This window comes from Spongiactinospora sp. TRM90649 (assembly GCF_029382225.1).
GTDB lineage: Bacteria > Actinomycetota > Actinomycetes > Streptosporangiales > Streptosporangiaceae > Spongiactinospora.
This window is the reverse complement of record NZ_JARLTC010000028.1, coordinates 62,540-85,678: the sequence shown is the minus strand read 5'-3', so window position 1 is coordinate 85,678 and position 23,139 is coordinate 62,540. Positions and strand designations below refer to the sequence as shown.

The 23,139-nt window shown below is 67.9% G+C and carries 31 protein-coding genes; 5 read left to right on the top strand and 26 right to left on the bottom strand.

Annotated elements, in window-relative coordinates:
* Positions 1 to 13: 13 nt before the first annotated feature.
* The 17 genes from P3X83_RS28990 to P3X83_RS28910 all read right to left on the bottom strand — a co-directional run bounded on the left by P3X83_RS28990 (position 14) and on the right by P3X83_RS28910 (position 13,561).
* Positions 14 to 301 (bottom strand): hypothetical protein, encoded by a 288-nt coding sequence (locus tag P3X83_RS28990; protein WP_277308431.1) that lies wholly within the window; start codon positions 299 to 301, stop codon positions 14 to 16.
* On the bottom strand, positions 301 to 2,958 hold the full coding sequence (locus tag P3X83_RS28985; protein ID WP_277308430.1) for a phage minor capsid protein: 2,658 nt from the start codon (positions 2,956 to 2,958) through the stop codon (positions 301 to 303). Before P3X83_RS28985 ends, P3X83_RS28990 begins: the two co-directional genes overlap by 1 nt.
* A gap of 15 nt (positions 2,959 to 2,973) precedes the next feature.
* The gene (locus P3X83_RS28980; RefSeq protein ID WP_277308429.1) at positions 2,974 to 4,548 is read right to left on the bottom strand and encodes a phage portal protein; all 1,575 of its coding nucleotides are present in this window, start codon (positions 4,546 to 4,548) and stop codon (positions 2,974 to 2,976) included.
* A gap of 6 nt (positions 4,549 to 4,554) precedes the next feature.
* Positions 4,555 to 4,704 (bottom strand): hypothetical protein, encoded by a 150-nt coding sequence (locus P3X83_RS28975; RefSeq protein WP_277308428.1) that lies wholly within the window; start codon positions 4,702 to 4,704, stop codon positions 4,555 to 4,557.
* Positions 4,701 to 4,991 (bottom strand): hypothetical protein, encoded by a 291-nt coding sequence (locus tag P3X83_RS28970; RefSeq protein WP_277308427.1) that lies wholly within the window; start codon positions 4,989 to 4,991, stop codon positions 4,701 to 4,703. Before P3X83_RS28970 ends, P3X83_RS28975 begins: the two co-directional genes overlap by 4 nt.
* Positions 4,992 to 5,002: 11 nt before the next feature.
* The gene (locus P3X83_RS28965) at positions 5,003 to 5,779 is read right to left on the bottom strand and encodes a hypothetical protein (protein ID WP_277308426.1); all 777 of its coding nucleotides are present in this window, start codon (positions 5,777 to 5,779) and stop codon (positions 5,003 to 5,005) included.
* Between the two features lie 13 nt (positions 5,780 to 5,792).
* Positions 5,793 to 6,896, bottom strand: a complete 1,104-nt coding sequence (locus tag P3X83_RS28960; RefSeq protein ID WP_277308425.1) for a hypothetical protein — start codon at positions 6,894 to 6,896, stop codon at positions 5,793 to 5,795.
* A gap of 20 nt (positions 6,897 to 6,916) precedes the next feature.
* Complete coding sequence (locus P3X83_RS28955; RefSeq protein WP_277308424.1) at positions 6,917 to 7,387, bottom strand: hypothetical protein; 471 nt, start codon at positions 7,385 to 7,387, stop codon at positions 6,917 to 6,919.
* A 1-nt stretch (position 7,388) separates the two neighbouring features.
* Positions 7,389 to 7,859, bottom strand: a complete 471-nt coding sequence (locus P3X83_RS28950) for a hypothetical protein (protein ID WP_277308423.1) — start codon at positions 7,857 to 7,859, stop codon at positions 7,389 to 7,391.
* Positions 7,860 to 8,056: 197 nt separating this feature from the next.
* A complete protein-coding gene (locus tag P3X83_RS28945) occupies positions 8,057 to 9,418 on the bottom strand; it encodes a PBSX family phage terminase large subunit (RefSeq protein WP_277308421.1) in 1,362 nt (453 codons plus the stop codon).
* A complete protein-coding gene (locus P3X83_RS28940) occupies positions 9,415 to 9,906 on the bottom strand; it encodes a hypothetical protein (RefSeq protein ID WP_277308420.1) in 492 nt (163 codons plus the stop codon). Before P3X83_RS28940 ends, P3X83_RS28945 begins: the two co-directional genes overlap by 4 nt.
* A 53-nt stretch (positions 9,907 to 9,959) precedes the next feature.
* The gene (folE, locus tag P3X83_RS28935; RefSeq protein ID WP_277308419.1) at positions 9,960 to 10,541 is read right to left on the bottom strand and encodes a GTP cyclohydrolase I; all 582 of its coding nucleotides are present in this window, start codon (positions 10,539 to 10,541) and stop codon (positions 9,960 to 9,962) included.
* Positions 10,542 to 11,270 (bottom strand): 7-carboxy-7-deazaguanine synthase QueE, encoded by a 729-nt coding sequence (locus P3X83_RS28930; RefSeq protein WP_277308418.1) that lies wholly within the window; start codon positions 11,268 to 11,270, stop codon positions 10,542 to 10,544.
* Positions 11,258 to 11,683 carry a 6-carboxytetrahydropterin synthase gene (locus tag P3X83_RS28925; protein WP_277308417.1) on the bottom strand — a complete coding sequence of 142 codons (426 nt, stop codon included), beginning with the start codon at positions 11,681 to 11,683 and terminating at the stop codon, positions 11,258 to 11,260. The genes P3X83_RS28930 and P3X83_RS28925 overlap by 13 nt, the downstream gene beginning before the upstream one ends.
* Positions 11,683 to 12,081, bottom strand: a complete 399-nt coding sequence (locus tag P3X83_RS28920; RefSeq protein WP_277308416.1) for a hypothetical protein — start codon at positions 12,079 to 12,081, stop codon at positions 11,683 to 11,685. Before P3X83_RS28920 ends, P3X83_RS28925 begins: the two co-directional genes overlap by 1 nt.
* Positions 12,078 to 12,962: a hypothetical protein gene (locus tag P3X83_RS28915; protein WP_277308415.1), complete on the bottom strand. Its 885-nt coding sequence runs from the start codon at positions 12,960 to 12,962 to the stop codon at positions 12,078 to 12,080. The genes P3X83_RS28920 and P3X83_RS28915 overlap by 4 nt, the downstream gene beginning before the upstream one ends.
* Positions 12,959 to 13,561 carry a ParB N-terminal domain-containing protein gene (locus P3X83_RS28910; protein WP_277308414.1) on the bottom strand — a complete coding sequence of 201 codons (603 nt, stop codon included), beginning with the start codon at positions 13,559 to 13,561 and terminating at the stop codon, positions 12,959 to 12,961. Before P3X83_RS28910 ends, P3X83_RS28915 begins: the two co-directional genes overlap by 4 nt.
* 238 nt (positions 13,562 to 13,799) lie before the next feature.
* Here P3X83_RS28910 and P3X83_RS28905 point away from each other — a divergent pair, with 238 nt between their 5' ends.
* Complete coding sequence (locus P3X83_RS28905) at positions 13,800 to 14,600, top strand: hypothetical protein (protein WP_277308413.1); 801 nt, start codon at positions 13,800 to 13,802, stop codon at positions 14,598 to 14,600.
* Between the two features lie 56 nt (positions 14,601 to 14,656).
* Positions 14,657 to 15,067, top strand: coding sequence for a hypothetical protein (locus tag P3X83_RS28900; RefSeq protein ID WP_277308412.1), 411 nt, complete (start codon positions 14,657 to 14,659; stop codon positions 15,065 to 15,067).
* A gap of 4 nt (positions 15,068 to 15,071) precedes the next feature.
* Here P3X83_RS28900 and P3X83_RS28895 read toward each other — a convergent pair whose 3' ends face one another.
* The gene (locus tag P3X83_RS28895; protein ID WP_277308411.1) at positions 15,072 to 15,290 is read right to left on the bottom strand and encodes a hypothetical protein; all 219 of its coding nucleotides are present in this window, start codon (positions 15,288 to 15,290) and stop codon (positions 15,072 to 15,074) included.
* 73 nt (positions 15,291 to 15,363) lie between these two features.
* The gene (locus tag P3X83_RS28890) at positions 15,364 to 15,918 is read right to left on the bottom strand and encodes an HNH endonuclease family protein (protein WP_277308410.1); all 555 of its coding nucleotides are present in this window, start codon (positions 15,916 to 15,918) and stop codon (positions 15,364 to 15,366) included.
* A 376-nt stretch (positions 15,919 to 16,294) separates the two neighbouring features.
* Between P3X83_RS28890 and P3X83_RS28885 the strand changes: the two genes are divergently transcribed.
* Entirely contained in the window at positions 16,295 to 16,606 is a 312-nt protein-coding gene (locus P3X83_RS28885) for a PadR family transcriptional regulator (protein ID WP_346742758.1), read from the top strand.
* A 227-nt stretch (positions 16,607 to 16,833) separates the two neighbouring features.
* Entirely contained in the window at positions 16,834 to 17,511 is a 678-nt protein-coding gene (locus P3X83_RS28880) for a hypothetical protein (RefSeq protein WP_277308409.1), read from the top strand.
* Positions 17,512 to 17,566: 55 nt separating this feature from the next.
* Here P3X83_RS28880 and P3X83_RS28875 read toward each other — a convergent pair whose 3' ends face one another.
* From P3X83_RS28875 to P3X83_RS28850, 6 genes are all read right to left on the bottom strand, one after another.
* Positions 17,567 to 17,830: a hypothetical protein gene (locus tag P3X83_RS28875; protein WP_277308408.1), complete on the bottom strand. Its 264-nt coding sequence runs from the start codon at positions 17,828 to 17,830 to the stop codon at positions 17,567 to 17,569.
* A gap of 246 nt (positions 17,831 to 18,076) precedes the next feature.
* A complete protein-coding gene (locus P3X83_RS28870; protein ID WP_277308407.1) occupies positions 18,077 to 18,490 on the bottom strand; it encodes a recombinase family protein in 414 nt (137 codons plus the stop codon).
* Between the two features lie 43 nt (positions 18,491 to 18,533).
* Positions 18,534 to 19,001, bottom strand: a complete 468-nt coding sequence (locus P3X83_RS28865) for a hypothetical protein (protein ID WP_277308406.1) — start codon at positions 18,999 to 19,001, stop codon at positions 18,534 to 18,536.
* A gap of 159 nt (positions 19,002 to 19,160) precedes the next feature.
* A complete protein-coding gene (locus P3X83_RS28860; RefSeq protein WP_277308405.1) occupies positions 19,161 to 19,562 on the bottom strand; it encodes a hypothetical protein in 402 nt (133 codons plus the stop codon).
* 80 nt (positions 19,563 to 19,642) lie between these two features.
* On the bottom strand, positions 19,643 to 20,254 hold the full coding sequence (locus P3X83_RS28855) for a hypothetical protein (protein WP_277308404.1): 612 nt from the start codon (positions 20,252 to 20,254) through the stop codon (positions 19,643 to 19,645).
* A gap of 68 nt (positions 20,255 to 20,322) precedes the next feature.
* Entirely contained in the window at positions 20,323 to 20,946 is a 624-nt protein-coding gene (locus P3X83_RS28850; protein ID WP_277308403.1) for a hypothetical protein, read from the bottom strand.
* Positions 20,947 to 21,085: 139 nt separating this feature from the next.
* Between P3X83_RS28850 and P3X83_RS28845 the strand changes: the two genes are divergently transcribed.
* A complete protein-coding gene (locus tag P3X83_RS28845) occupies positions 21,086 to 21,331 on the top strand; it encodes a hypothetical protein (RefSeq protein WP_277308402.1) in 246 nt (81 codons plus the stop codon).
* Positions 21,332 to 22,513: 1,182 nt separating this feature from the next.
* On the opposite strand, the gene P3X83_RS28840 is transcribed toward P3X83_RS28845, so the two are convergent.
* Entirely contained in the window at positions 22,514 to 22,972 is a 459-nt protein-coding gene (locus P3X83_RS28840) for a hypothetical protein (protein ID WP_277308401.1), read from the bottom strand.
* Positions 22,973 to 23,139: the final 167 nt, after the last annotated feature.

Here is a 23,139-nt window from a genome sequence, read left to right as displayed (position 1 = left end):
AAGGAGGAAAGGTCTAGTAGAGGGTGTCGCCTGGGGTCTCACCAGGAGGCTCAGGCTGTGGCACCTGGGGCGGGTCGCCTGTGACCACCGGGGCCGCGATCACGCGCACCGCACGCAGAAAGATCGCCACCTCGTCATCGGGACCGGCCGGGGTGTAGTAGGGCCCGGTCGGTGTGAGCGGCTGTGGCTGCGCTAGTCCGACGATCATGTCCGGCCAGGTGTCGGCATCGGACGTCCAGTCCGATCCGTCATAGGCCACCCACCGTCCGGCGACCGTGCGCGAGTCCACCCGCCAGGCCATCACAGCACTCCCAGGACGCCGAGCATGAATCTCTCCAGGTCGAGATCGCCGAACTTGCGGTCACCCCGGCCGAACAGATCCTGCAACCCCATCTGGAAGATCTCCCATGACTGGCGAGCAGGATCCTGATCGTTGGGCGATTCGTAGGTCTTGCCGATGTAAGGCTCCGGCCAGTCGTCACGATAGGTCATCTCATGGCTGCCATATCCGCTGTAGGGATCGGCGGTGCGCATCTGAACGGGCTTTTCCAGGGTGCCGTCCTTGGTGGCACGGCGGCGCACCATCGTGAACTCCAGGTCACGCAGCCCCGGTACGTACGCCTCCATGCGGTGCCCCATCTCGTGCAGGAACACCTCCGCACTCGATGAGCTGAAGGCCCCGTTGCCGCTGCCCCCGCCGCCCTCGTCGAGTGCGATCAGGTCGTTCCGTTCACTGTGGAACGCCCGGCCATCAGCAGAAGTGGCGACATGCAGCCGGTTTCCCGCCGTGCGCCTGATCCAGTCGGACGGCAGGCTGGGCAAGATCTCCTCCAGCAGATCCGCCCAGTCGTCGCGTGCCTTCTTCACCCTCAGTCGGCGAAGCCGATCGCCTGACACCGCCTCGGCTTCCATCCGGCCGCCCATGCCGCGTACCCGGCCGAGCAGGTCGCGTACCAGGTCGGCCTCGCGTCGCCGAAGGTCTCGTCTCAACCCGCCGTGCGTGAGGGCGGCCTGGTCGCGATCGGCGACCAGGAGCCGATGCCGGTCGTACAGTTCGGCCAGCCGCTTATCGCGCCCCGCGCCGCTTTGCCGGGAGGTCTTCTCGATCTCCGTCTGGGTGGACTTGACCTGGTCGTCGAGGTCTCGGTGCCGCCGCTGCGCGGCGATCCGCTCACGTTCCAGTTCGCTGCGGCGGGCATCGCCACGCAGCAGCCGCATCAGGTCCTCGCGCAGCGCCTCGCCGGCCTCAAGGACCTGGTCCAGGTGGGCCTCATAGGTTTCCGGTGGCAGCAGTGCGCCGCTGCGATCCGTCCGGTAGCGGTACTCCCGTTCCGGGGCCGCGGTGTCGAGCAGGCGACGTTCGTAGTCGATCAGGTCCTCGCGCCGCTTGGTCGTGATGTCGTGATAGCGGCCCAGTTCGCGCCGAACCCTCTCGATGTCATCTCTAACGCGGGCGGTCTTGCGCTTGGCTTCCAGGTCGGTGAGCGTCTTCTGCGCCTTGCGGATGAGACGGTCGACCACCCGCTCGTCCGGCAGGAAGCTGGACCGGGCGTCCAGCCATTGCTCCCGGTCGACCGGCAAAGCCCGCCGGGCGGCGTTGATCCGGTCGGCGGTCTCCTGCGACACCGGCCCGCCCGCCCGGACCTGCGGTCGGGAGGCTCCGGGCGCGGGCTGCCGTCCCGCGTCCTCAGCCGTCCCCGGCCCCCGCCCGCTGTCTCGCGTGGGGACAGCGGGCGCGGGATCCGATGGACGCTGCGGTTCGGGTGCGGTGAACGGCTGGTCCAGTGGCGGTTCGTCGCGCCTCACCTGCTCGCGGTCGCGCTTACGGCGCAGGCCCGTCTCGGCCAGGTGCCGCTGAAGCCGTTCTTGCGCCTCCGTCGCCTTCTGGCGGGCGTACCGGCGGCTGCGCGCATCGGTGGCCACGATCTGCTTGCGCTTCCAGGCACGGACCTCCCGTTCCAGCCGCCGCTGCTTCTGCACGTCACCGTAGGTGGCGGTGGTCGGCGGGCGCGGCGCGGGCTTAGAGACGCCCGGCAGGTAGGCGCCGAAACCATGGGTGCAGCCGGGGTGGCCGAGCCCGCGGGCTCGGGCCTCGGCGACGGTGGCGCGTACGTCCACACGCACCACCTCGCCGTCGTTGACGGCGTGCTCCAGCTCCACCATGCCCGCTTCGCCGCGCTGGGCGAGGACCTCGCCCTCCCAGGGGCGGCACACGGTGCACGGGTAGACCGACGTGGACACCAACACCAGGTCCAGGCCCGCGTCGCGCAGCGTCGCCAGATGGCCGTCGCGTGCGGCACGGGCGGTCGCGGTCCGCGTCGCCATCTCGGCGTACTCCCGCAGTCCCCACGTGCGCCCGGCGCGGTCGGTGAAACTCTTCACGCCCTGCCCGGCGAAGCGCTGCAATGCCCGGCCGACCACCTGGCGGAAGGTGAGCGCACCGGTCAGCTCCGATCCGGCGACGAAGCCGACCACCTGACGGTAGATGTCGTCCACGCCGCGCAGCGCGCCGGTCTGCACCTCGCTGAGCACCTGGTCCAACTGGCGGGCCAGCTCGTTCACACCGGCACCGGGATTGACCAGTTCGGACGCGCCGAGCTTGCGGGCGTCGGTGAGCACCTTGGCGATCCGGTTGCGGGCCTTGGCATCGGCGAGCTGCGCCGCCACCTCGGCTTGCGCGGTGTTCGCACCGTCGGCGTAGGCATCGCGCACGGCCTTGGCCGCCGCGCGCTTGGCGTCGTTCAGCCGCCGAATGATCTTCGCCGCCTCTGTGCGGAGCTGCTGGACCTCGCCCAGCCGCCGGGTGGCCCACGTCTCGGTGTTCTCGACGTCGATGCCTCGCCGGGCTTGGCGGGCGATGGCCTCCAGCAGGTCCAGTTCGGCCTGCTCGTACATCTCGGCGATGCGCTTGGCCTGGTCGATGGCGGTCTCGATGGCCTGGGAGGCGCTTTCGGCCACATCGCCCCCCTGCCGCTATGCGGCGATGTCGTCGTCCCTGGCATCGGGCACGTAGGTCTCCGACAGCTCCGCCGGGTCGCTGACCGTGATCGTCATCTCTTCGCGCAGCTTGGTCACCTCGGCCCGCACCTGCGGGTCCTCCCATTCGGGATGCAGCATCCGCACCCGCGTCTCGACGGATGCGGCCTGGGCGCGGTTGAGCATGTCCAGGGTGCGGCTCAGCGCTTCGGGGTCGGGCATGACACCATCCGGCCACTCGATCCCAGCACGCTCGCTGACCACCTTCGTGCCGTAGACGCTGTGATCCACCGCCAGCAGGCACTCGGCGAGCCAGGCCAGGCAGGGCGTCCAGTAGCCGATCTTGCGCCCCCTGGTGGTGTAGCTCTTGTGCCTGCGCATGTGGATCTCAGTGGCGGTGGCGGCCTGGCCGCCGTTGTCGTCCTCGCCGAAGCTCTGCACCGCGTACCCGGCACCGCGCAGGATCTGCGCGGTCAGGCTCCGGGCCGTCTCCTTGTGCTCGGCGACGCGGATCTCGAACTGGCTGATCGTCAGCTCGGCCGCGCCCGACCCACCGGGCGGCGGCAGCATCGCCAGGCCGCTGTAGATCTCCCGGTCGGGGTCCCACAGCGCGCCGCGGCCTCGCCCTGCGTTTTGCAGGTAGACCTCGGGCACGATCACACGGCCCTTGCCCAATCTCAGATCGCGCATCCAGCTCGTCATGGTCTCGTCGAGAGCGTCCATGATCGGCTCGACGCCCGCGTAGTCGCTGCGGCCCAGGTGGGTGCCGCGCAGGGTCCGGTGCGGCCTCATGTTGGGCACGTAGCCGACCAGCAGCCCCTTGTCGTAGCCCGAGTCGAAGCCGCCGTCCTCACCGACCATCGCGGCGAAGCCCTCGGTCGCCGGGTGGTCGGTCAGCGGCACCTGCCGTCCCAGGTGATCGGCATCGCCCCGGTACAGGCCGTGGTAGACCCTGCCGACCTCGTGTCGCTCCAGATGGCGCCAGACTTCCTTGCCGTCCTCATGCACCACTCGCCAGAAGGTCACGGCCTTCAGGCGACCGGTGGAGAACTCCGGGATGCCGACGTCCGCCGGGAGCGCGTCCACGATCGGGTAGTCGTACATCTCGGTGTCCCAGCCCACCCTGAGATACACACCGCCGTAGGCGGCGGCCAGCTCGGCGGCCTCCAGCCAGATGCCGTACACCCCGGACTCGGCGAGGATCTTCTCCAGCCGCGCCTGGCCCTTCTTGCCGCTCACCCTCAAGGTGGGAGGTTCCGAAAAGAGCAGGTCGGCGCTGGTCGCCGCGATGTCTGAGGCGATCGGTACGTGGAGCTTCGTGCTGCGATTCTGCGTCGCGGGCGTCTTGGTGCCCCAGAACCAGCGGGTGGCGCGTTGCCACCAGCCGCCGCCCAGGTTCGGCCGGTCCCAGCCCTTGGGGTCCAGCCCGATGCCGGGCACGTTGCCGCCGCCGTACACCTCGGTCAGCCGCTCCGGGTCGCCCGCGTACCAGGCCCCATGGACGGCATACAGTCCCATCTCCGGCTTGATGTGCTTGGGCGGCCACTCCTGGTCGTGGTCAGGCAGCGGCATCGCCCATCACGCCCTTTCCCTCTCGCTCAGCAGGACGGCGATGTTGATCCACGAATCGGCCAGCGATTGCACGCGGTCCATCCGCGTCAGATCCAGCTCGATCTCGGCGTTGCGCAGCAGTCGCACCGCGTTGTCGAGGGCCTCGTCCACTGTCACGTGACCGGCACCAGTCCCGAAGCCAGCACCGGCCGCTCGACGGCACCGGTCACCCGCACCCACGCCATATGCGAACCTTTGGCCAGTTCCACCTCCCCGCCGGGGCCGATGAGGATCCGCGCGTCGGCACCGGATGCCCCCGCGTTGACCCAGGTGGCCGGGTGCCAGTCCTCCTCGGCCGGCTCCATGCCGGGAGCGGTGAAAGCGACCTCCACATCTTCCGCCCCGGACGCCCCCTCGACGCGGATGAACAGGTACGGGCGTGAGAGTGAGGAGATGGCCTCCACCGGGTCTCCCCTCAGGTCGTTGTCGGCGGCCAGGTGCGCCAGCGGATGCCGGGCGAACCGGCGTGCCAGATCGAGCGGAGCGGTCCCGCGCGGTAGGTCGTGAAGGGCGGGCTGGCTCGCAGAGGTGACGTGCGGCGCAGGATCGGCCGCACCGCGGCCGACTCGGTGACCAGCCCGAGTACGCCCACGAGCGGTGGGAGCGGCTCGATCGGCCGGACCTGACCCGCCTCGGCGACCGGCGCGACCGGGCGCACCTTGATCCGTACCGGGGAGGCGGCCATCCCGGCCTCGGTGACCACCGCCAGGCGCCCACCGTGTGCCGCACGGACGGCACTGATGGTGCCGCTCTCCAGAGGCAGGCCGAGCCGGAACGCCTTGACGGGCGTGATCGGGCGCGCGGCCCCGGTTTCAGAGACATGGCGGATCGCCGCCCAGCCGCGCAGCGGAAAGACCATGCCTTCTTCTGTGACCGGGCCCAACTGCCGCGTCTTGACCCGGCCGACCGATCCAAGGCTTCCGGTTTCGTCGACGGTGCCGAGCGTCCGCGTACGAGCGGTGCCAAGGGAGCCGAGGGTGGTTGTCTCGGCGGCCAGGCCGAGCACTCCGGCTTTGGTCGGCGTGGCTGGACGCGCTTGGCCGGTCCCGGTCACGAGGCCGAGGACGCGGATCTTGGTGCGGCCGACCGGGCGTGCGGTGCCGTTCTCGGTGGCGATGCCAAGACCGGGAGCGGTCGAGAGAGGGCGGGTGACGACAGGGTATGTGGGGATCGCCCGGCCTAGGCGTGCCATCGCCGCGATCCCCTCACCACGAGGCGGCCCGGTGGACCGCGCCGCTGTTCACTGCGCTTCTCGGTCGCCGAGTCACGTGGGTCGCCGCAGGGCCGAGCTTGGCATGGCCGACCGCCAGGTCGTCCAGGTACCAGATGAGGGCCGCTCCACGTCGGATGTGGAACTCGGCATCCCTCGGCTTGCCGCCGGGCCAGCTCCCGCTGGGGGATGTCACGAGGTCGTCGTGCTGGGCGGAGTCGGAGTCGAGGTAGGTGTAGACGGCCACCGTGCCGCTGCCGCCCGCCGCGATGTCGAACACGAACTCCACGCGTGCCCAGGCGTTGACCGGCAGTGCCACACCGGTGGTGACGCGCAGCGTGGTCGCCGATGCGGTGTAGACGGCGATCTTGCCCGCAGGCATGACCCACGCCGTGGCGACGATGCCGCTCGGCCCGATCAGCGCGAAGATCCTGCGGGAGCTGCCCTCGGTGCCGGTGCGGTACAGGTAGAGCCGCGCGCAGGTCAGCGTCCCCGGCGAGGTGATTCCGGTGAAGTCGATGTGGGTGTCCGAATCCGCCACGCCGCTGATCGCCGACAGCCCGGACGGGCCGTGCACGACCGCATCGCTGTACTGCGGGGATCCCACGATGTTGCCGAATGCGTCGCCGGAAGCAGCTCCGGAGTTCGCGGTGGTGATGGCACCGCCGTGGGTACCGCCGTCCAGGCTGTTCTGGTAGGGCGGCACGGTGAAGACCAGGTCATCGATCCAGGCGGCGTCATCGCCCGCCTCGTCAACGCCGTCCTTCTGGTAGCGGAAGGTGATCGTGGAGGCCCCGGCGACGCTGTAAGCGGGGGACAGCGTCCAGCCCACCTCTCCGGACGTGGCGAGTTGCTCCGTTGCACCGACGAGCATGCGGAAGTAGTCGTAGCCGGATTCGCTGCTGACGCGGTAGTAGAACCGCACCGACGTCGCGCCGGACGGGACCTGCACCACGGCGTCGGTCGTGCCGTTGCCACCGATCACCGCGCTGCGCAGCGACCAAGACCCCGTGCGGGCCTGGGTGGTGGAGCGAGTCCAGGTGCCGCTCAGCGTGACGGCAAGGGTCGCGTCCTCGAAGTCCTCCACGATGCCCGCCACTGGTGCTCACCTTCTGCGGGTCAGATTCGCTCGACCCACATCGACGCGGAGATGCTCACGGCGGCCGGGAAGGTTGCGCGCAGCACCCACCCCGCCGATGGGGCACAGTCGGGGCTGTCGCCCAGCGGCAGGTCGTAGATCACCGTGCTGCCATTCGGGCTCAGCGCCCAGGAGTCGAGCACGGTCAAGTCGGTCGGCTCGTTCGACCAGTTGACGCCGGCCGTAATGCCCGAGGCGATGGTTCGGCCGTAGACCTGCCGCGCCTGGATGCTGACCGAGTTGGTGCCGGGCGGGTTGGCAGTGAAGTCGGCGAGACAGAGATGCACGTCACCGGGCGCACCGCTGGCGGATGTGCCGTACAGGCCGACGCGGAGCTTCTTGACCTCCAGTCCGAAGCTGGCGCCGGAGCGCACGCCGAGGATGGACTTCTCGGTCGCGGCGGCCAGGCCGACCGGCGCGAGCATCACCACGGAGTAGCCGCACTTGGCCACGTCACACCGCCCGGAAGAAGCCGCTGAGATCGACCTGGGCCACGACGTTGGAGCCGTCCGGGATGATCGGGAAGTCGTGGCTGGTCATGGGGATGACGGCGGAGTCGGGTGAGGCGGTGGCCGGGCGGTAGCAGATGAGGACCTTCGACCAGTTGCTCCCGGCCTGGACATTGAGCCACGTCTGGTCGGAGATCGCGATGCTGGCCCAGTCATTGGCGTCGTCAGGGGCGGGGACGGCCAGGTCAGCGGCGCCCAGCACCTTTCTGGCGTAGCCGGTGTTGCTCGCCTCGTCCGTGCTGCCCGACAGCACGTCGGCGAGGGTGTCCTTGTCGCGCAACACCGCGTCGCTCTCCACGCCGGTCGCGGCCAGAACGACGACGAGCAGCGCACTGGTAGCGGGGTCACCGGCCTTGACCCGCCGGTACAGCTCCACGGCCCGGCCCTTGGCGATGTTGAACTGGAAGTCGGCCACGCGAGCCCCCTGGGTCACGGGTTGAGTGCCAGCGGCACGAAGATCGGAAATAGGGCACGGCCCGGCCCGCGCTGCCCCTCAAACACCGCGAGCCGGGCCGTGCGGGCTCGACGCGCACCGGGGAAGAATGCGCGGAGCGGCCCGCCCCGTCCGCAGGAAGGGGCGGGGGTCAGTCGGCGCAGGCGATAGCGCTTACATCAGGAGTAGCCGTCCGTCACCGGCTCCAGCATCGGCTGCCAGGCCGCCTGAGTGGTGCGCAGCAGATACCGTCCGGCGTCCAGCGCGTGGTCGTCCAGCTTGACGGGCGCGTCCTCGCCGCGCTCGACCTTCTTGTCGTCCCAGCCATAGCCGCCGATCTCCCCCAGCCACCCGGCGCATGAACGATGCACCCGCAGCAGATCTGCGGAGATCAGACTGGCGACGGTTCTGATGCCGTCCAGCACCTTGTTGTCGGCCATCACGGGTGCGAACCCGTCGCGATGCAACTGGGTGATGAAGGAGGCGGCGGACGGGTCCACCACCATCCAATCGGGCGCGACCCCGGAGGTGCCGGGACCGTAGGCGTTCGGAATGCGCCGCAGCCACTCCCCCAGCGCCTTGCTGTACTCGGCGTCGGTCAGCTGACGACGCTGCTCGCGGCTGTCCCAGCGCCACTCGTTGGTGAAGTAGATCCGCCGCTGGTCCTGCGCGTCCGGCACGCTGACCCCGGCGAGCAGGGCATTGAAAGGGTTGCTCGTGCCGTAGTCGATGCCCACGCCGAGCCACTTCTGCATGGGAGGCAGCTCATCGACGACGTGCCTGTCCGGATCCCAGGTGTCGTAGATGGCACCCTCGGCCATGACCCATTCGCCCCTGATGAAGCGTCGATACCACAGCCCCGTGTACTCCCTCTTCAGGTTCTCCACATAGGTGGGATCCAAGGCGGGGTTGTCGGTCAGCTCGAAGTGGAAGTACCGCAGGTCAAGCTCGTGCTGGCGCAGGATGAAGCGCTTGCGCAGCCAATGCGTCGGCGAGTCGGGGTTGCAGGTGGCGAAGATCTGCGCCCCCGGCGTGCTGCACCGGGCCAGGAGCTGGTCCCAGAACGATTCCGGCAGCAGGGTCGCCTCATCGACGTACGCGCCGCTGCACGTCATACCTCTCAAGCGAGCTTCGGCGCGGGTGTCGTTGGCGCTGATGATCTCCACGCGACGCCCCAAGATGTTGCAGGTGGGAGCACCTCGGTTGTAGAAGATCCGCCGTGCCACCGGCCCGGTCAGCGTCGGATCCATCAGCGGATCCATGACGTTTCTGGCGATCGTGTCGGCGGTCTTGCCCGCGATCACCAGGTGGCCGGTGCGCCGGGGAGCCGCGGCCACGTACATCAGCCACCGCAGCAGGCTGGCGATCGTCTTGCCGCTGCGCACCGCGCCGGACCAGATCACCAGACGCGACGTGGCGTTGGCAATCGACGACTCCTGCTTGGGCGACAGCCGGATCACCTGGCCCTGCGGCCTGGCCACCGCCTTGGCCCGAGCGCCCGCACCTCCGCCGCCCTGCGGCCGGGAGACGGTTCCGGTCACGACGGCCCGCGCTCTGCGGGTTCGCGCGCCTCGATCGCCGCCACGTCCAGCACCTCGGCGGAGGCGACCGGCTCGGTATGGCGGGCCTGAAGGGAGGACAGCAGCGTGCCGAGCAGGCTCGCGATGTCGCCGTCCGCGATGCCCTGACGGTTGAGCTGGTCGAGGCCCAGCAGTGTGGCGTGCCGCCAGATCAGCGACTCGGCCCGCTCGACCGCCTTCAGGTCACCGTTGAGCACCTTCGGCCAGATCGCCTGCAAGGCGCGCTCCAGCCGGTCGACGGTGAGCTGAAGCATTTCCTCCGACGCGAGTTCCTCGGCCGCCTTGGACTGCTGCAAGGCCCGGCGGATGTCCACCGATACGGCCTTGAAAGAGCTGTATCCCAGCGTCTCGGCGATCACGTCGAGCTTGACGCCGGCGATGCGCATCTGCATGGCCTTCTTGCGCCGCTCGGAGACCTCGGCGCTCTTGGCTTGACGACGAGAACCCATGAAGAACCTCCGTGAGGGGGCGAAGGCGAAGGAAGGGGAAGAGAGCGGGAGGATCAGTGGTCGCGGGCGACGGCGAGGAACTCTGAGCGGTGCGCGCCGTACTCCAGCGTCCCGGCCAGGGACACGGTCGTCGTCACGGCCTCGTGCTGGTTGACGCCCCGCACCGTCATGCACGAGTGGGTAGCGCGGATGACCACCCCGGCGCCCAGCGCGGGCAGCCCGCGATGGATCGTCTCGGCGATCTGCCGCCCGAGCCGCTCTTGAAGCTGGAGCCGTCGCGCGAACACCTGCACCAGTCGCGGCAGCTTGGACAGCCCCAGCAGCCGCCCTTCGGCGGGCAGGTAGCCGACCGTGGCGGTGCCGTACACCGGCAACAGGTGGTGCTCACACAGGCTCGCGAAACGGATGGCCTCGACGCTCACCAGCCCGTGCGTGTGCTCGTCGGTGAACACCCGCTCCAGATGTTCGGCCGGGTCCATCGCGTACCCCGCCGTCATCTCCTGCCAGGCACGGACGAATCGTGCGGGGGTGTCTTCGATCACCGGCCGGTGCGGGTCGATGCCGGAGAATCGCAGCAGCGTCCGCACGGCCTGGCGGGCGTCGTCCGCCGTAGGGGCGGGGTCATGGTCGACCACTCAGCGCCCCCGTTCATCGTTCCAGGCCAGCACATGCAGCCGCGCGGTGAGATTGAAACCCGCCGCGATCGCGGGATCGGCGATCTGCCGTAGGTGGGCGGTCGTCGTCTCGGCGGTGACGCCTTCCGGCATCACCCAGACGTGCGCCGGGTCGATCGCGTGGCGCTCGGCGACGTCGGCCAGCTCGGCGACGTCGGCGGCATCACGGCACACCGCCTTGAAGCAGGCGAGCCCCCGTGCGGCCGAACGGCCGAAGAAGCCGAGCGTCTGCGGCACGATCCGCCGGGACGCGGGCTCACCGCTGCTCGCGAGCTTGAGCCCGACGTTGAACCGTGAGACGCCCGCCGCCGTGGTCGCCGAGGGGAGGCAGGTGCCGTTCGTCTCGACCTCGACCTCGACGTCCCATAGCAGCCGCAGCAGGTCGCCGAACGCCGGGTAGTGCTGCTGGAGCAGCGGCTCCCCGCCAGTGATCACCACGAGCGGCACGTTCATCTCTGCGATGCGGTCGGCGATGTCGGCGGCGGCGACCCTGGACAGCTCGGTGCGCAGGTCGAAGCGGCGGCCGTCCCAGGTGTAGGGGGTATCGCACCAGGCGCAGCCGAGGTTGCAGCCACCCAGCCGCACGAACGCGGCACGCCGGCCGCTGGAGGGGCCCTCGCCCTGAACGGTCGGGCCGAACACCTCGCTGACCACCAGGCCCTCGACGGCCGCGCCGGTCACGCCACCCACGAGGCCCCGTTCGTCTCCGTCTCGGCCACGTCCACCCGGATCACCTGGGCGTCCGCGACATGTGGTACCGATCCCAGCAGCTCGTGCGCCACCTCGCCGATGAGCCGGGCCACCGACTCCACGGTGGGCCACCAGCCCGCCGAGGAGAACACCTTGCCGTGTTCAGCGAGTACGGCGGCGAGCGGGTCGTCTCCGCCCAGCATCACGCCGTGATCGAGCCGTTCGTCGATCCACGCGCGCAGCAGGGCCTTGAACGCGCCGAACTCCACCACCATCCCGGCCGCGTCCAACGACGGGGCGGCCACCGTGACCGCGACGCGCCAAGAGTGGCCGTGCAGGCTGGTGCACTTGCCCGGCAGGTGCGGCAGCCGATGCGCGGCCTCGAAGGTGTGCCGCACGGTGATCTCGTGCATCAGGTGCGGCCCTCCTGGCGTTCGACGGTGTAGCGCGTCCAGCCCGCGTCGTGGCCGATGTCGTCGAAGACGCCAAGTACGTCCAGATCGATCCGCCGTAGCCGATACCGTCCGCCGTAGGGCTCCCACGAGGGGTGCGTCCAGCCGTCGAGGTGGGCGAAGATCCGGTCGGCCACGTCCTCGTTGGTGGCGTCGCGAAAGGTCGTGCGGGTGAGGGTGTGCAGGTGCTCCAGCAGCGCCCGGTTGGTCGTCTCGAAGGAGGGGTAGCCGTGCGCGCCGGTCACCTCGTAGGTGACGTACACCCGGCCGGAGTGGAAATGCCCCCGCAGCCTCATCGCGACATTGACGTTGGAGAAGAAGATCAGCATGGGGCCGACCCGTACCGTGCGCAGCATCACGCCGCCGTTACCTCCTCCGGTTCGATGTCGGCCTGTGCGGCGAGCAGCAGGGTGCGAACTTGGGTGTCCACCAGGTGCAGTCGCGTTCCCTGCCCTCGCCGCGCGGGGTTCAGCCCATACACGGGCGGCGTCACCTGGTGGCGCTTACGCAGCCAGGCCGCGTACAGCGCCGTCGAACGCGCCATGAGCCGGATCAGCAGCGGCCGGTTCGACGCGTCCCCGTGCAGCACCTGCTCCGGGCTCGCGTCGTAGAACAGCTCCAGCAGTCGGCGGTGCCGCAGCGCGGAGTGCCCGTCGAGGTAGAACGTCGTGTCGCGGGCCGTGCGCGGATCGAACAGCCGTAGCCGCCCGAACCGGTAGCCCACGCCCAGGGTGCCGGAGGAGTCCGCGGAGTACAGCGGAAGGTTGTCCAGCACGGCGCGGCTGGAGATCCCCCAGCCGTGGAACCGCATCGCGGGCAGATGGCGCCGCGCGTAGGCGAGCATACGGGCCGCCCACCGGATCCCGGCCGCGTCCCCGGTAGTCAGGCCACCGCCCAGGCCGACGAAGTCCACCCCCTGCTCGCCATAGGCGTGCAGCCAGCGGTTCGGGGTGCCCACGTGCAGGGTCGGCACCGTCGCCAGCCCTCGCGTTCGCAACTCATGCCAGTTGCGCCAGGTGGCCTGCGGATCCCCGAGCACGTCGAGGCACGCGCACCAGGCCAGATGAGGCTGCCAGCGCCGTACCCAGCCCGCGTACTCGTTCAGGCCGATCTTCACGCCCTGGGTGTAGGCCGAATACGCGCCGGAGTCGCCGATCATGTTCAGCCGGCCGCAGCTCACCAGCCGTTCCATCTGGTCGTCCGAGCGCAGGTAGTGGTAGGACACCAGCGCGTCGATCACGCGGCGTCCCGCTGTCCCGCGTCGTCCCACTGCCACTCAACGCCCAGCAGTTCGGCGAGCACCTGCGCTGGTTCGCGCCCCGACGTCGCCTCCTTCCAGGCGGCGTTGACCGGGCGGGGAGCGGTCAGCCGCACCGCGACCCAGCCGTCCCGTGTTGTGGGCTCCCCCAGCATCTCGACGACCTCGTCCAGGTCCGGCACCGCGACGAGCCGTGTCACGTCGGCGAGGTCGCCGTCGCTGTAGCCGGTGCCCGCGAGATCGTCCAGGCTCGCCAGCAGGGCGGCCAGCGCTTCGGGGTCTTCATAACCAAGGGCGGCGGTGCGGTTGTCGGCCAGCAGGATGCGCCTGGCGCGCTCGTCGTCCACGTCAATCAGTACGCACGGCACTTCGGCCAGTCCGCGCGCCATCGCGCCACGCCAGCGGTGCTCACCGGCGATGATCCGCATGCGGCTGCGCTGTACCAGCACTGCGCCGAAGAAGCCGTTCTCGTCGATGGACTCGCCGATCACCTCGACATCGCCCCGGTGCGGGTTGTTGGGGTGCGGCTCCAGCTCCGCCACCGCCACGAGCCGGTAGGTCTGGGAGGCGAGGTGGGCCACGGCGACCACCCCGCTTCATGAAGATTGTCGCAGACGTGACGAAGTCCGCCGGGTGCATGCCTGCGGCGGCCTGAGTGCTGACGTGCGGGTCATAGCAATCCCACACTGGCGATCATGCTACGCATGGTTGTCAAGTTCATGCAACCGCTGCTCAGGCGGGGCCGGAAGAGCATGCGACGCACCGCGCCCAAACCACTACGCTGATGTCCGGAATCGCCTACGCAGCAGGGAATACGGCATGATCCAGGGCAACATGGGATACCTCTATCCCCTGTTCAGTATCGCTGAGTCCTTGGTGGACGATGAAGATCAGGAACACCTAGGGTTCGGCCTTGGTGAGATCGACGAATACAGCCAGCTGGACGTAGACGATCAAGGTATGAACGGCATGAAGGTCTCAACAGTCGTCATCCATGCAATTGGGGCTGCCGTTGACCACGTTCTGGCTCTCAGCCTTCTCGTAAAAAGAGCTGGCATGATAACCAATGCAGGACCATGGACGTTACTGCGCGGAGCGATGGAGCCCGCCGCCCTTGCGGTGTGGGTACTGAACGGCGCGAGCCGCGACGTCCGCCGCGAGCGCGCCCTCCGCGTCTGGCGTCAGGACATGGAGGATCGCGGCAAGTGGGAAGACGACATTTCATTTGTGGTCACACCGCCTGCCAAGAGAGGAGCGACACGCGCTGGCGAGATCGTCTCACATGCAACGTCGATGAAGTTGCGGGCGAATCAAGTCGCGACACGCCTGAACTATTCGGATCTAGTCGTCCACGCAGCCGAGATCATTGGGCTCAACAAGAACGTCATCCGGGCGCATTGGCGAGCCAGCTCAGGGTTCGCCCACGGCCGGTCATGGACTTCAATCCGGCTCAGCTCTGCGGATTCGGCGCGACGGACGCGCGATGGTGTTGAGTTCTCTATGAGTTTGGCAGAGGCAGAGCATCGTAAACTCGCCGAGGCAACAACGGCATTTCTTGCTCGCGCTCTCGACGACTATGCCGCCGCCGCTCACGGGCCGGGCGCGGCGCCGACGCCCTGACCTTTTCAGCAGCCGCCACCCGTCCATACACTTCGCGTATGCGCTCACCCCGTCCCATGGACGCGTTGGAGCGCATGCTGGAAGGCGTTGCCGCGCGCATCCCCCGCGACCAGCTTGACGAGTTGCGCATGCTTGCCCCCATCGGCGTGTTCTTGATCGCCCTCACGGTGCTTGGCCGCTTCGTCTGCCCCTGGGCGATCGCGGCACTGCCTGGCAGCCCGCCTACGGTGCCGCTGCTGTTCGGTGCTCCGCTGTCGGCGGCTGAGGCGGTCGTGTGGGGGGCGATCGGCGCCGGGGCGGTGGTGCTTTCGCTGGTCCTGGGCGTGCTGTGCTGGACCGATGACGAGGAGCACGCCCTGTCTCTATGCGCGGGAGCGCGTCCCTATCGAGGGCCGAGCTTTCCGGTCGAGAACCAACAGCGCCTGCCCTTGGCCAGCGACGTGGGGGACACGGGCACCTACCCGTGAACGGTCAATCGGTCTCGCCTCGGTAGTGCCACAGCGTTTGGTCGGCGGGCGGTGGGTCTGGATCGTAGATCACCTTCTGCATCTGCCCAGGCACGACCATGTACGTGCCTGGGTTCGGACCAATGCTCTGGTTCGGCAGCACCATGCCGTCCAGCGGGCCGGCGAACAGTCTCACTGTCGCATTGGCCATGGCGTCACCCGGAACGTGCTCGGCGGGGATCACGTGAGCCTCCGTGAGATGGACTGTCCGTCAACCGGTAGGCCCGCTGGACGGGCGAGCGCGGTGTACTGCCGGGTCAGACTTGATCGGCGCGGGTGAACGTCAGCTCGACGTCCGGACAGTCCGCGGTGAGGCCGGTGATCGCCTGCTTCTCGGCGGGGTCGGCGGTAAGACCCCAGCGCAGTTTCACCGTCACCCACTCGCCCAGGTAGCGGCAGTGGACGTCCTGACGGGGCGGCAGCCATTCGGCCGGGTCCTGGTCGCCCTTGCCCTGATTGATCCTGTCGGTCACCACGACCAGGGCGACCGGCTCGTCCAGGTCGTTGGCGTAGCGCTTGCGCCGGTCGTCGGTCCACGCCGATGCCCCTGAGTCCCAGGCTTCGGCGAGGGGCACCATGTGATCGATGTCGAGATCATCGGTGTCGGTCCAGGTGGCGTCGTCGTAGTAGCTGTACCAACTACCACCGGTTACCCGGCAGCGCGGGGCTATCTGCGGCGGCTCGACCGCTTCCTCGATCAGCACTTCGTGGCGGGTGTTGCAGCCATCCCGGTCGGCGTCGATCCAGTGCCGGAACCGGTCGCGGCTGTAGCCGTCTCTGTTTCCTTCACCGGCCACGGGCAGGGAGGCCACGGCCTGGTGGAGCAGGATCGTCTCGGGCGCGGCGGGGGCTGCGAGGGCGGGGACGGTCAGGCCGCCGACGACAGGGCCGTCACGGTGGCGGTCAGGAGGAGGTGGGGGGTGGAGGAAGGCATGCGAACCCTTCTGATTACGTTCTGTCGTCAGTTCTGACGGAACGTAGCAGTGGGTGGGCGGTCCGTCACTCCCGGCGCAGTGACGCCTTCATCACCACGTGGCTCCCATGGGAAGGTCTGGGTCGAGTGCAGAGGGGACATTGATCGACGGTGTTGCGGGGTGTCGCCGCAACATCTGCTGGTAGTGCACGCCGCACGCCGCCCGCCCGCTAGTATCGTACTCGACATAGGTCGTACTCGCTACCGGAGGATGGATGGCTCCGATCCGACTAACCGCGCCCACGCGCGACGTGCTCAGTGTGCTCATGCAGGCCGCCGCCGAGGGTGCGCCCACCTACGGGCTCCAGATCTGCCAGGTCACCGGCCACGGGTCCGGCACCGTCTACCCCATCTTGCGCCGCTTGGAGGGCATCGGGTGGGTGCGCTCCTATTGGGACGAGAGTGAGGCGTCGGGGCCGCGCAGGCGTCTGGTGGAGATGACGGCTGAAGGGCGGGGGGCGGCGGCTAGTGCACTGGCCGGTCGAAGCATCAAGGGCGGTGGGTTGGGATGGCGGCCAGTGGAATGAGAATTGAAAGCTGGCTAATCGATGGCAAGGAATATCCGCCTAGCGAAGCTCACCTAGAGGACGTTGTCGAGTGCGCCATCCGATCCGCACTTAATTCCGCAGCTCTCGACCCTGAATCTCCTGCCGTGGAGGCGAATGGCTGGTCATACACTAGCCCTACAACAAAAGCGACAATAATTGCGTCCGAACTGGCCGGCACAAAAATACGTGTCACTATCCCTGTGGGTGTGGTCGATGTCAAGGGGGCGCGAGCTTGCGTCTTCTTTCCTGGCGATAGTCAGATCGCATGCTGGATTGCTGGCGAGTGGAAGCATGGATGGCCATCCGGTAGATCTATTGCATTCCCGAATAGGGAAGGGATATTCCAGCACCTCTTGTCGGCGCAACCTTTTAGTGACGCCGGCAAAAACCTATCTATCGCCATTCCTATCGGTGAATCGGTTGCAGTCGTTCCGTCCGACCGTGCACGTCCGGCAAGCTGGCTGACCGAATTGGCGGCAGTTGTCGCCGCCGAGCAAGACGCTGGTGAAGCATGGCGCCGGGACCTCATAGAACTCGCCAGCACAGCCCCCCGCCGGGAAGTCATCCAGTACGCGCTCGGGCTGGTCTGGGCCGGAGTGAGGTCCAGGGCTGCCTGGTGTACCCGCCGCGCGGCAGCACCCCTGCGCCTCTTCTTGTGCTGGACCCTGCGCTCCCAGGCCCGCACCTGGACCCCGCTCTTCGCCATCCTGCTGTGGGGCGGGCTGGAGACGGTCTGGGACACCGGGCTCGGCGCGGCCATCGTGCTCGTGCTTACGGCAGGGTTCGGCTTTTATGCCCTGGTGGAGTGGGCCCGCGAGCGTTTCGGGGTTCAGGTCGGTTCACGTGAACGGGCGAAAGCTTCGGATGGAGACGACTCTTTGTAACGTGGCAGAGCTGCGCAATCGGTACGTGGACGTGTTTAGGTGGCAGGAAAGTGGCCTACAACATCTCCGGCCCGTGCAGCGGAAATAGGACTCCCTTGTCCATTCCCCTCTCGAACACCTCGCTCCTGATGCTCTGCAATGCGGCCACCACCGCCTCTGCTCCTGAACGGAAAACGGGGGCTGAAACGGCGTCGGATGCGATGAACTGGAAAATGGCGATGAACCCTGCGGTGACACTCAGCAGTCCCATCCAAGAGACGCGCCCGTGTTGCGGGTCAGGGCGGTTTATGGTGCGCAGTGCTTCCGTATTGACGTCCACGGCTTGACGTAAGCCTTCGATTCTCTGAGATGCTCCCTGGAGCTTTCGGTAAACTCCGAGCACTGTCGCTAATATGCAGATGATCGCGAAGATCAGGACACATCCGCCCCGCCGTCTTGAGCGTTTCACGTAGGCATTATGGCGTGTCCACGGTCGGCGCGGAGTCGTTTCGGCCCTTATACGCCGAGGTGCGCCAGGTCCGTGACGCGCTTCGCCGATGATGGACGTCGCGCGCCTGGCCCGCTCTCATGCCGCTGTGACGCCCTTCGTATCGCGACCACCCAGCTCCGGCACGTGCTTGTAGATCGTGGAGCGGCTCACGCCCAGCAGCTTCGCAATGCTGGACACCGTGGCGTCGGGCGCGGTCAGCAGATGGCGGGCGTGACTCACCTGCTCGGGGGTGAGCGCGGGCGGCCGTCCCAGCCGCTTACCGCTGGCTCGCGCGGCGGCCAGCCCTTCGCGGGTGCCCTCGACGATCAGCTCGCGGATGAACTCCGCCAGGGCGGCGAAGACGTGGAACACCAGCCGCCCGCCGGGCGTGGTGGTGTCGAGCGCCTCGTGCAGCGATCGCAACCCCACCTCGCGCCGCCACAGGCGCCGGCCACGATTTCTACACGCACATGGCCCGCGCGGAGATCGTTTGGCATCGTCGTCGATCATGTCGAGAAACGGTCGTTTTGCGACATGCCCTTCCCTGCAGCCCTTACAGCTCCTCGCGAATACGCTCCTTACTCGTGAATCGATCAAAAATGGCCTGCATCTCGGCATCGGTGTAGGCAAGTGGAACGTTCACGACAGTAATCGACTGACGCAAAGCATCCTCTGCGGGGCTGCGCACCGTCGGCTTGTCCCCGGACCTGTCAACCATCACCTCGGGCACACGTTCCGGCGCGATACGCGCCAGACGCCACCCCAGCTCGGCCGCGCGCCTCACCAGCTCATCTACCTCGGCGGCATCCGGCTGCGCGGGCAACTCCGCCAGCTCCCCCTCCACCGCCTCCCGCGCCTGCTTGGCCTCGGCAAGCTCCAGCGCGAGCCCGGCGCCCTCGACGCGCTTGAGCCGCCCGAACGCGGCGCTCAGCGGGCGGCGCAGCACGACGACCGCGACCACGAGCGCGACGGGCCAGGCGAGGCTGCCGACGAGGGCGGCGATGAACTGGAGGGTGGACATGCATCAAGCATGGCAGTGGGGCGAGGGCGGGGGTGGAGGGTCGGGGGAAGGGGGTGGGTGCGGGCTGGCGCAGCCGCCGGCGGGGGTGGGGTACCCCCGGACGCGGAAGCGCCGCCCCGCTGGATGCGAGACGGCGCTGCGAATGTGGGCTACGTGCGACTATCCGCCGAAGAATCGGCGCAAGTCCTCATCCTCACGTAACCGCCGGACGATGACCTCGGCCAGCGCGGCGGACTGAAGATCGAGGGCGACCTCCAGCATGAGGCCAAGCAAGGCCGCGTCCTCCGCCCCTTCCGGCGCGGTGCGGATCACGTCACGGAGTAGCGTGACTGCTGATGCCGCGAACATGCGGAGGACCGGATCCTTGAGGGACATGGCGACCGCGCGTGTGGTCGCCATGGCCGCGCCGTCGTAGACCACGCTCAGCCCGCCGTCGTGGACGGTCATCGTCATGTCGGGAGGAGTGATCCCGAGGGTGATCAGCGTGACATGGAGTGCGCTGATCGCGGCCTCCGCGCGGTCGGCGCGTGCCCTCCAGTCCGGGCGGTCGTTCCTGCTCATGATCTTGATCCTTTGGTCTCTTCGGGTGGGACGATTCGGGTGGGGACGGGCCGCGCTCCGCAGAGCGCGGCCCGGTAGTGCTAGATCTCCAGCGCGAGGCCCAGCCGCTGGATGGCGGCCTTGATCTCCGCCTCCGGCCACTCCTCACGCAGGGTCGTGACGAACGGTCCGTAGGGACGGCCCTGCTTCTGGCGCTTCACGATCTCCCTGAGATCCCGCTCCAGGTCCTTGGCGCGGGCCTCTGCCGCCTTGCGCTCGGCGGCGGTGGCCAGTTCGGCGGCCTTGGCCTGCGGGTCGTCGGCGTCGATCAGCTTGCGCAGCTCCGCGAGCTGGAGAACGCGCGTGGCCAGCGCACTTTCGGACGGCACGCCGAGACGCCACGCGCCGTCATCGGCACGCGTCGCGATCCTGCGGCCGTCCGGGTAGGTGGCCACGATGTCGCCGGGGTAGTCGCCCTGCGGGGCGGCGATCACGCCGGACCCCGGACGGGTCTTGTCGCCCAGGCCGTCAGTGGCCGCGTAGGAGGCGGCCTCGCCGATGGTGGGGTTCTTCTCGCAGAGGAGCTGCCAGCCCTTCTCCGGGCGGGCGGTGCCGTCCTCCCGCGTGGTGAGCCACGCGAGGATGGCCGACAGCACGGCTTTGACGTCGGGGCGCGCGGTCTGCGCCTTGGCCTTGGCGGGGGTTCCAGCCATGATCATGATCCTTTTCGGGTGGGGTGGCCCGCCGCCCTGTTGCGGCGGGCCGGGTGGAGGCGGATGGGCTAGCAGATCTGGCAGGTAGTCGGGTGCTGCGGCGGCTTGCGCTTGCGCTTGTGCTTACGCCACACGATCCAGGCGACGATGCCGCCCACGAGGAGCACCCCCGACAGGGCCGCCGGGAAGGTCCAGGGCACGTCGCCGGGCGCGGCGAGCCCCGTCGTGGACGGTGACGGCCGGGCCGTACTGTCCGCCGTGGGCAGTGCCACAACGGGCGTCATGGTCGGCGCGGTGGCCGTGGGCGGAACCGAGCCGAACGACGCGAGCGGGGGGATGCCCACGCTCGGCACCGGCGCGGGCGGGGCCATGGGCAGGGTGGCCGCCACCGTCTGGGTGACGGTGGGGGCGGGCGTGGGCGGGGCCGTCGTGGTGACGATGGCTGTCGCCGTGGCCGTGCGGCTCACGGTCGCGGTGGTCGTCGCCGTGACGGTGGCCGAGGCCGTCGTCGTGGTGATCGCGGTGGCCGTGGCCGTGGCCGTGCGCGTAACGAACTCCGTCACGGTCACGGTGGGAGCGGGCGGCGTGGGCGGCGTCGGGCCGACCAGCCAAAGCCCTGCGGGTGCGCAGGGCACGCACGTGAGCACGGCGGCAAGCAAGCCGCGCGCGACGCGTGCACTCAGACCGATCATCGGTCCTCCTATCGGGTGGGTGCGACGCGCTGTGTAGCGCGTCTCACCTGGTTATCGGGGATATGGGAAGTGACGTTACATCCCATGAGATCACGAGTTGGTAACGTCATGTAACGCGACATCCGGTAGCCTTCCGCCCATGACACCCGAACAGCAGGAGACGCTCGCGCAGTTGCGCACGGCGGCGGAAGAAGTCGAAGCGGGCAAGCGGGCCCAGCGGCGACGGCGGGAGCTGGTCGCGCAGGCCCGGCGGCTCCGCATCGCACAGCGCGACGTCGAAGCGGCGGCCCAAATTGGTCGCAAAGCGATCAACGAAATCGAGCGGGAAGCAGGCTTTGCGCCGCGCCTTCCGGGGGGCGGCTTCCCTGAAAGCGGCAGTAGTTGAATCGTCAACTAAATTTGTGACTCGGCCACGCAAAAACAGCCGGACAGTCACCCCTCCAGTGTGATGATCTTGCCTGTGCGCGCTTCTGAGCGTTTTTGATCACGCTTGGGTGTTGGCGCTCCCGACACCTCCCAGAACCCGCAGGTCACGCTCTCGGTGTCGCTAGGGGGTGTCTGGGTCGAACGCAGAGCATCGGTTTGCGTCACCCTGCGCGCAGCGAGCTTTGAGAGCCGCGCTGCGCGTCTCTCGGTGCACACTCAGCCCCTATCCCCCATTCGCCCACATTCGGCTCTCAGTGACGCTCTGAGCGCTCGCTAGCGGGGTTGTGAGCGCAAGCCTGAGCGCTTACGTCAACTCGCGATGGGCAGGCAGCCCGGCCGCGTCGGCGGAGCATCGCCAACCCGCTCGACGTGACGCTCTGTAGAACCTGCACGCCTATCCGGTATCTCCGGTATTTCCGGTACCTGGTGCATCTGGAGGAGGATGCTTGCAGATACTCCGCGTAAGGGTATCCGGTATATTATTACTTATAGTAATAATGATCTTGAAATAGCTTATGATCTAGAGAAACACCGAACATGCCGGCGACACGCACTGTGACCATGCGGTTCCCCCTTATCCGGTATGTCGCGGACCCTATCCGGTATGTCGGCCCCCTTATCCGGTACATCACAGACGGTAGTTGCAGGTCCTCTCCCCCACCGCACTGGCCCGGTCTCGTTTTGACCTGCGTCCGTACAGACACACACGAAGGCATACCGGAAATACCGAAGATACCGGATAGTGCCATTTTCCCAGGTCAGACACTATTTGCTATCCGGTATGTCGAGGTGCCGCACATACCGGAGATACCGGATAGCAAGCAGAGCATGCGCGCGCATGTAAATACTCGGCGTGGTCGGGACGCGCGCCGCGCAGGACGCCACCCCAAGCCGTGCTTCGCCGCGTCGGCTATGCATGACTTTCAGGGATGGGTCTCGGGGCCACGCGTGGTCGTGGCGCTCAGCGAATCGCTCGCGCCGCCGTGGCCGTAAGGCGGGCCGCTGCTGTTGTGAGACCTCAAGGAGCGCTTGTGCATGACTTCGCCATGAGGAGAATGCCAAAAAGCGGGGCCAGAAACGTGGCCCCGCTTCCCTTGGCGATGTGGAACGGATTCGCTGATGTCTGCGCCTTTGCTAGGTGTCAGCAACCGGTCGGTATGCAGATGACCCATTCGCGCAGGACGCCGTTCTCGTACAGGTCCACATAGACTCGACCTGCTCCTCCGGGGACGTTGGCGGACATGGTAAACCCGTGCCCGACGGTTCCGTTGCAGGCGCTTCGTTCCTCCCTCGACAGAATGGTGTTGTTCCCTGCGGGCGGATATACGGTGTACACGACGTCGCGGCAGCCGGAGGCGGCCCGAAGCTCGCCGCCGACCTGGACCGACCGGTTGTACCAGATCAAGTTGCCTTTTACGTAGGAATTTCCGTACTGGACGTTGTAGGCCGTCTGCGGGTAGCCGTGAGACTGTGCAGTTGCGGCCGATGGTGCAGCGAGAACGGCCAGCAGCATTAGACATGAGCCGACCAGCAGCATGATTTTGCGCATGATGTCTGCCTTCTGATCGAGTGGCGATGCATTACGAGTGTCGCCACCCACCGTTGTGATACTCAACCAGCTCCTCCGTTCCAATTTGTGCGAATCTGGTCGTGGTGACGTTCCTCCAGGTCAAACGGGTCGGTCGAGTGATATGGAACAGAACGGACCACTCCTGCCGGCGCTTCGAGCGCCGTCGCTTTACATGTGCGACTTCGATAGCAGAAATC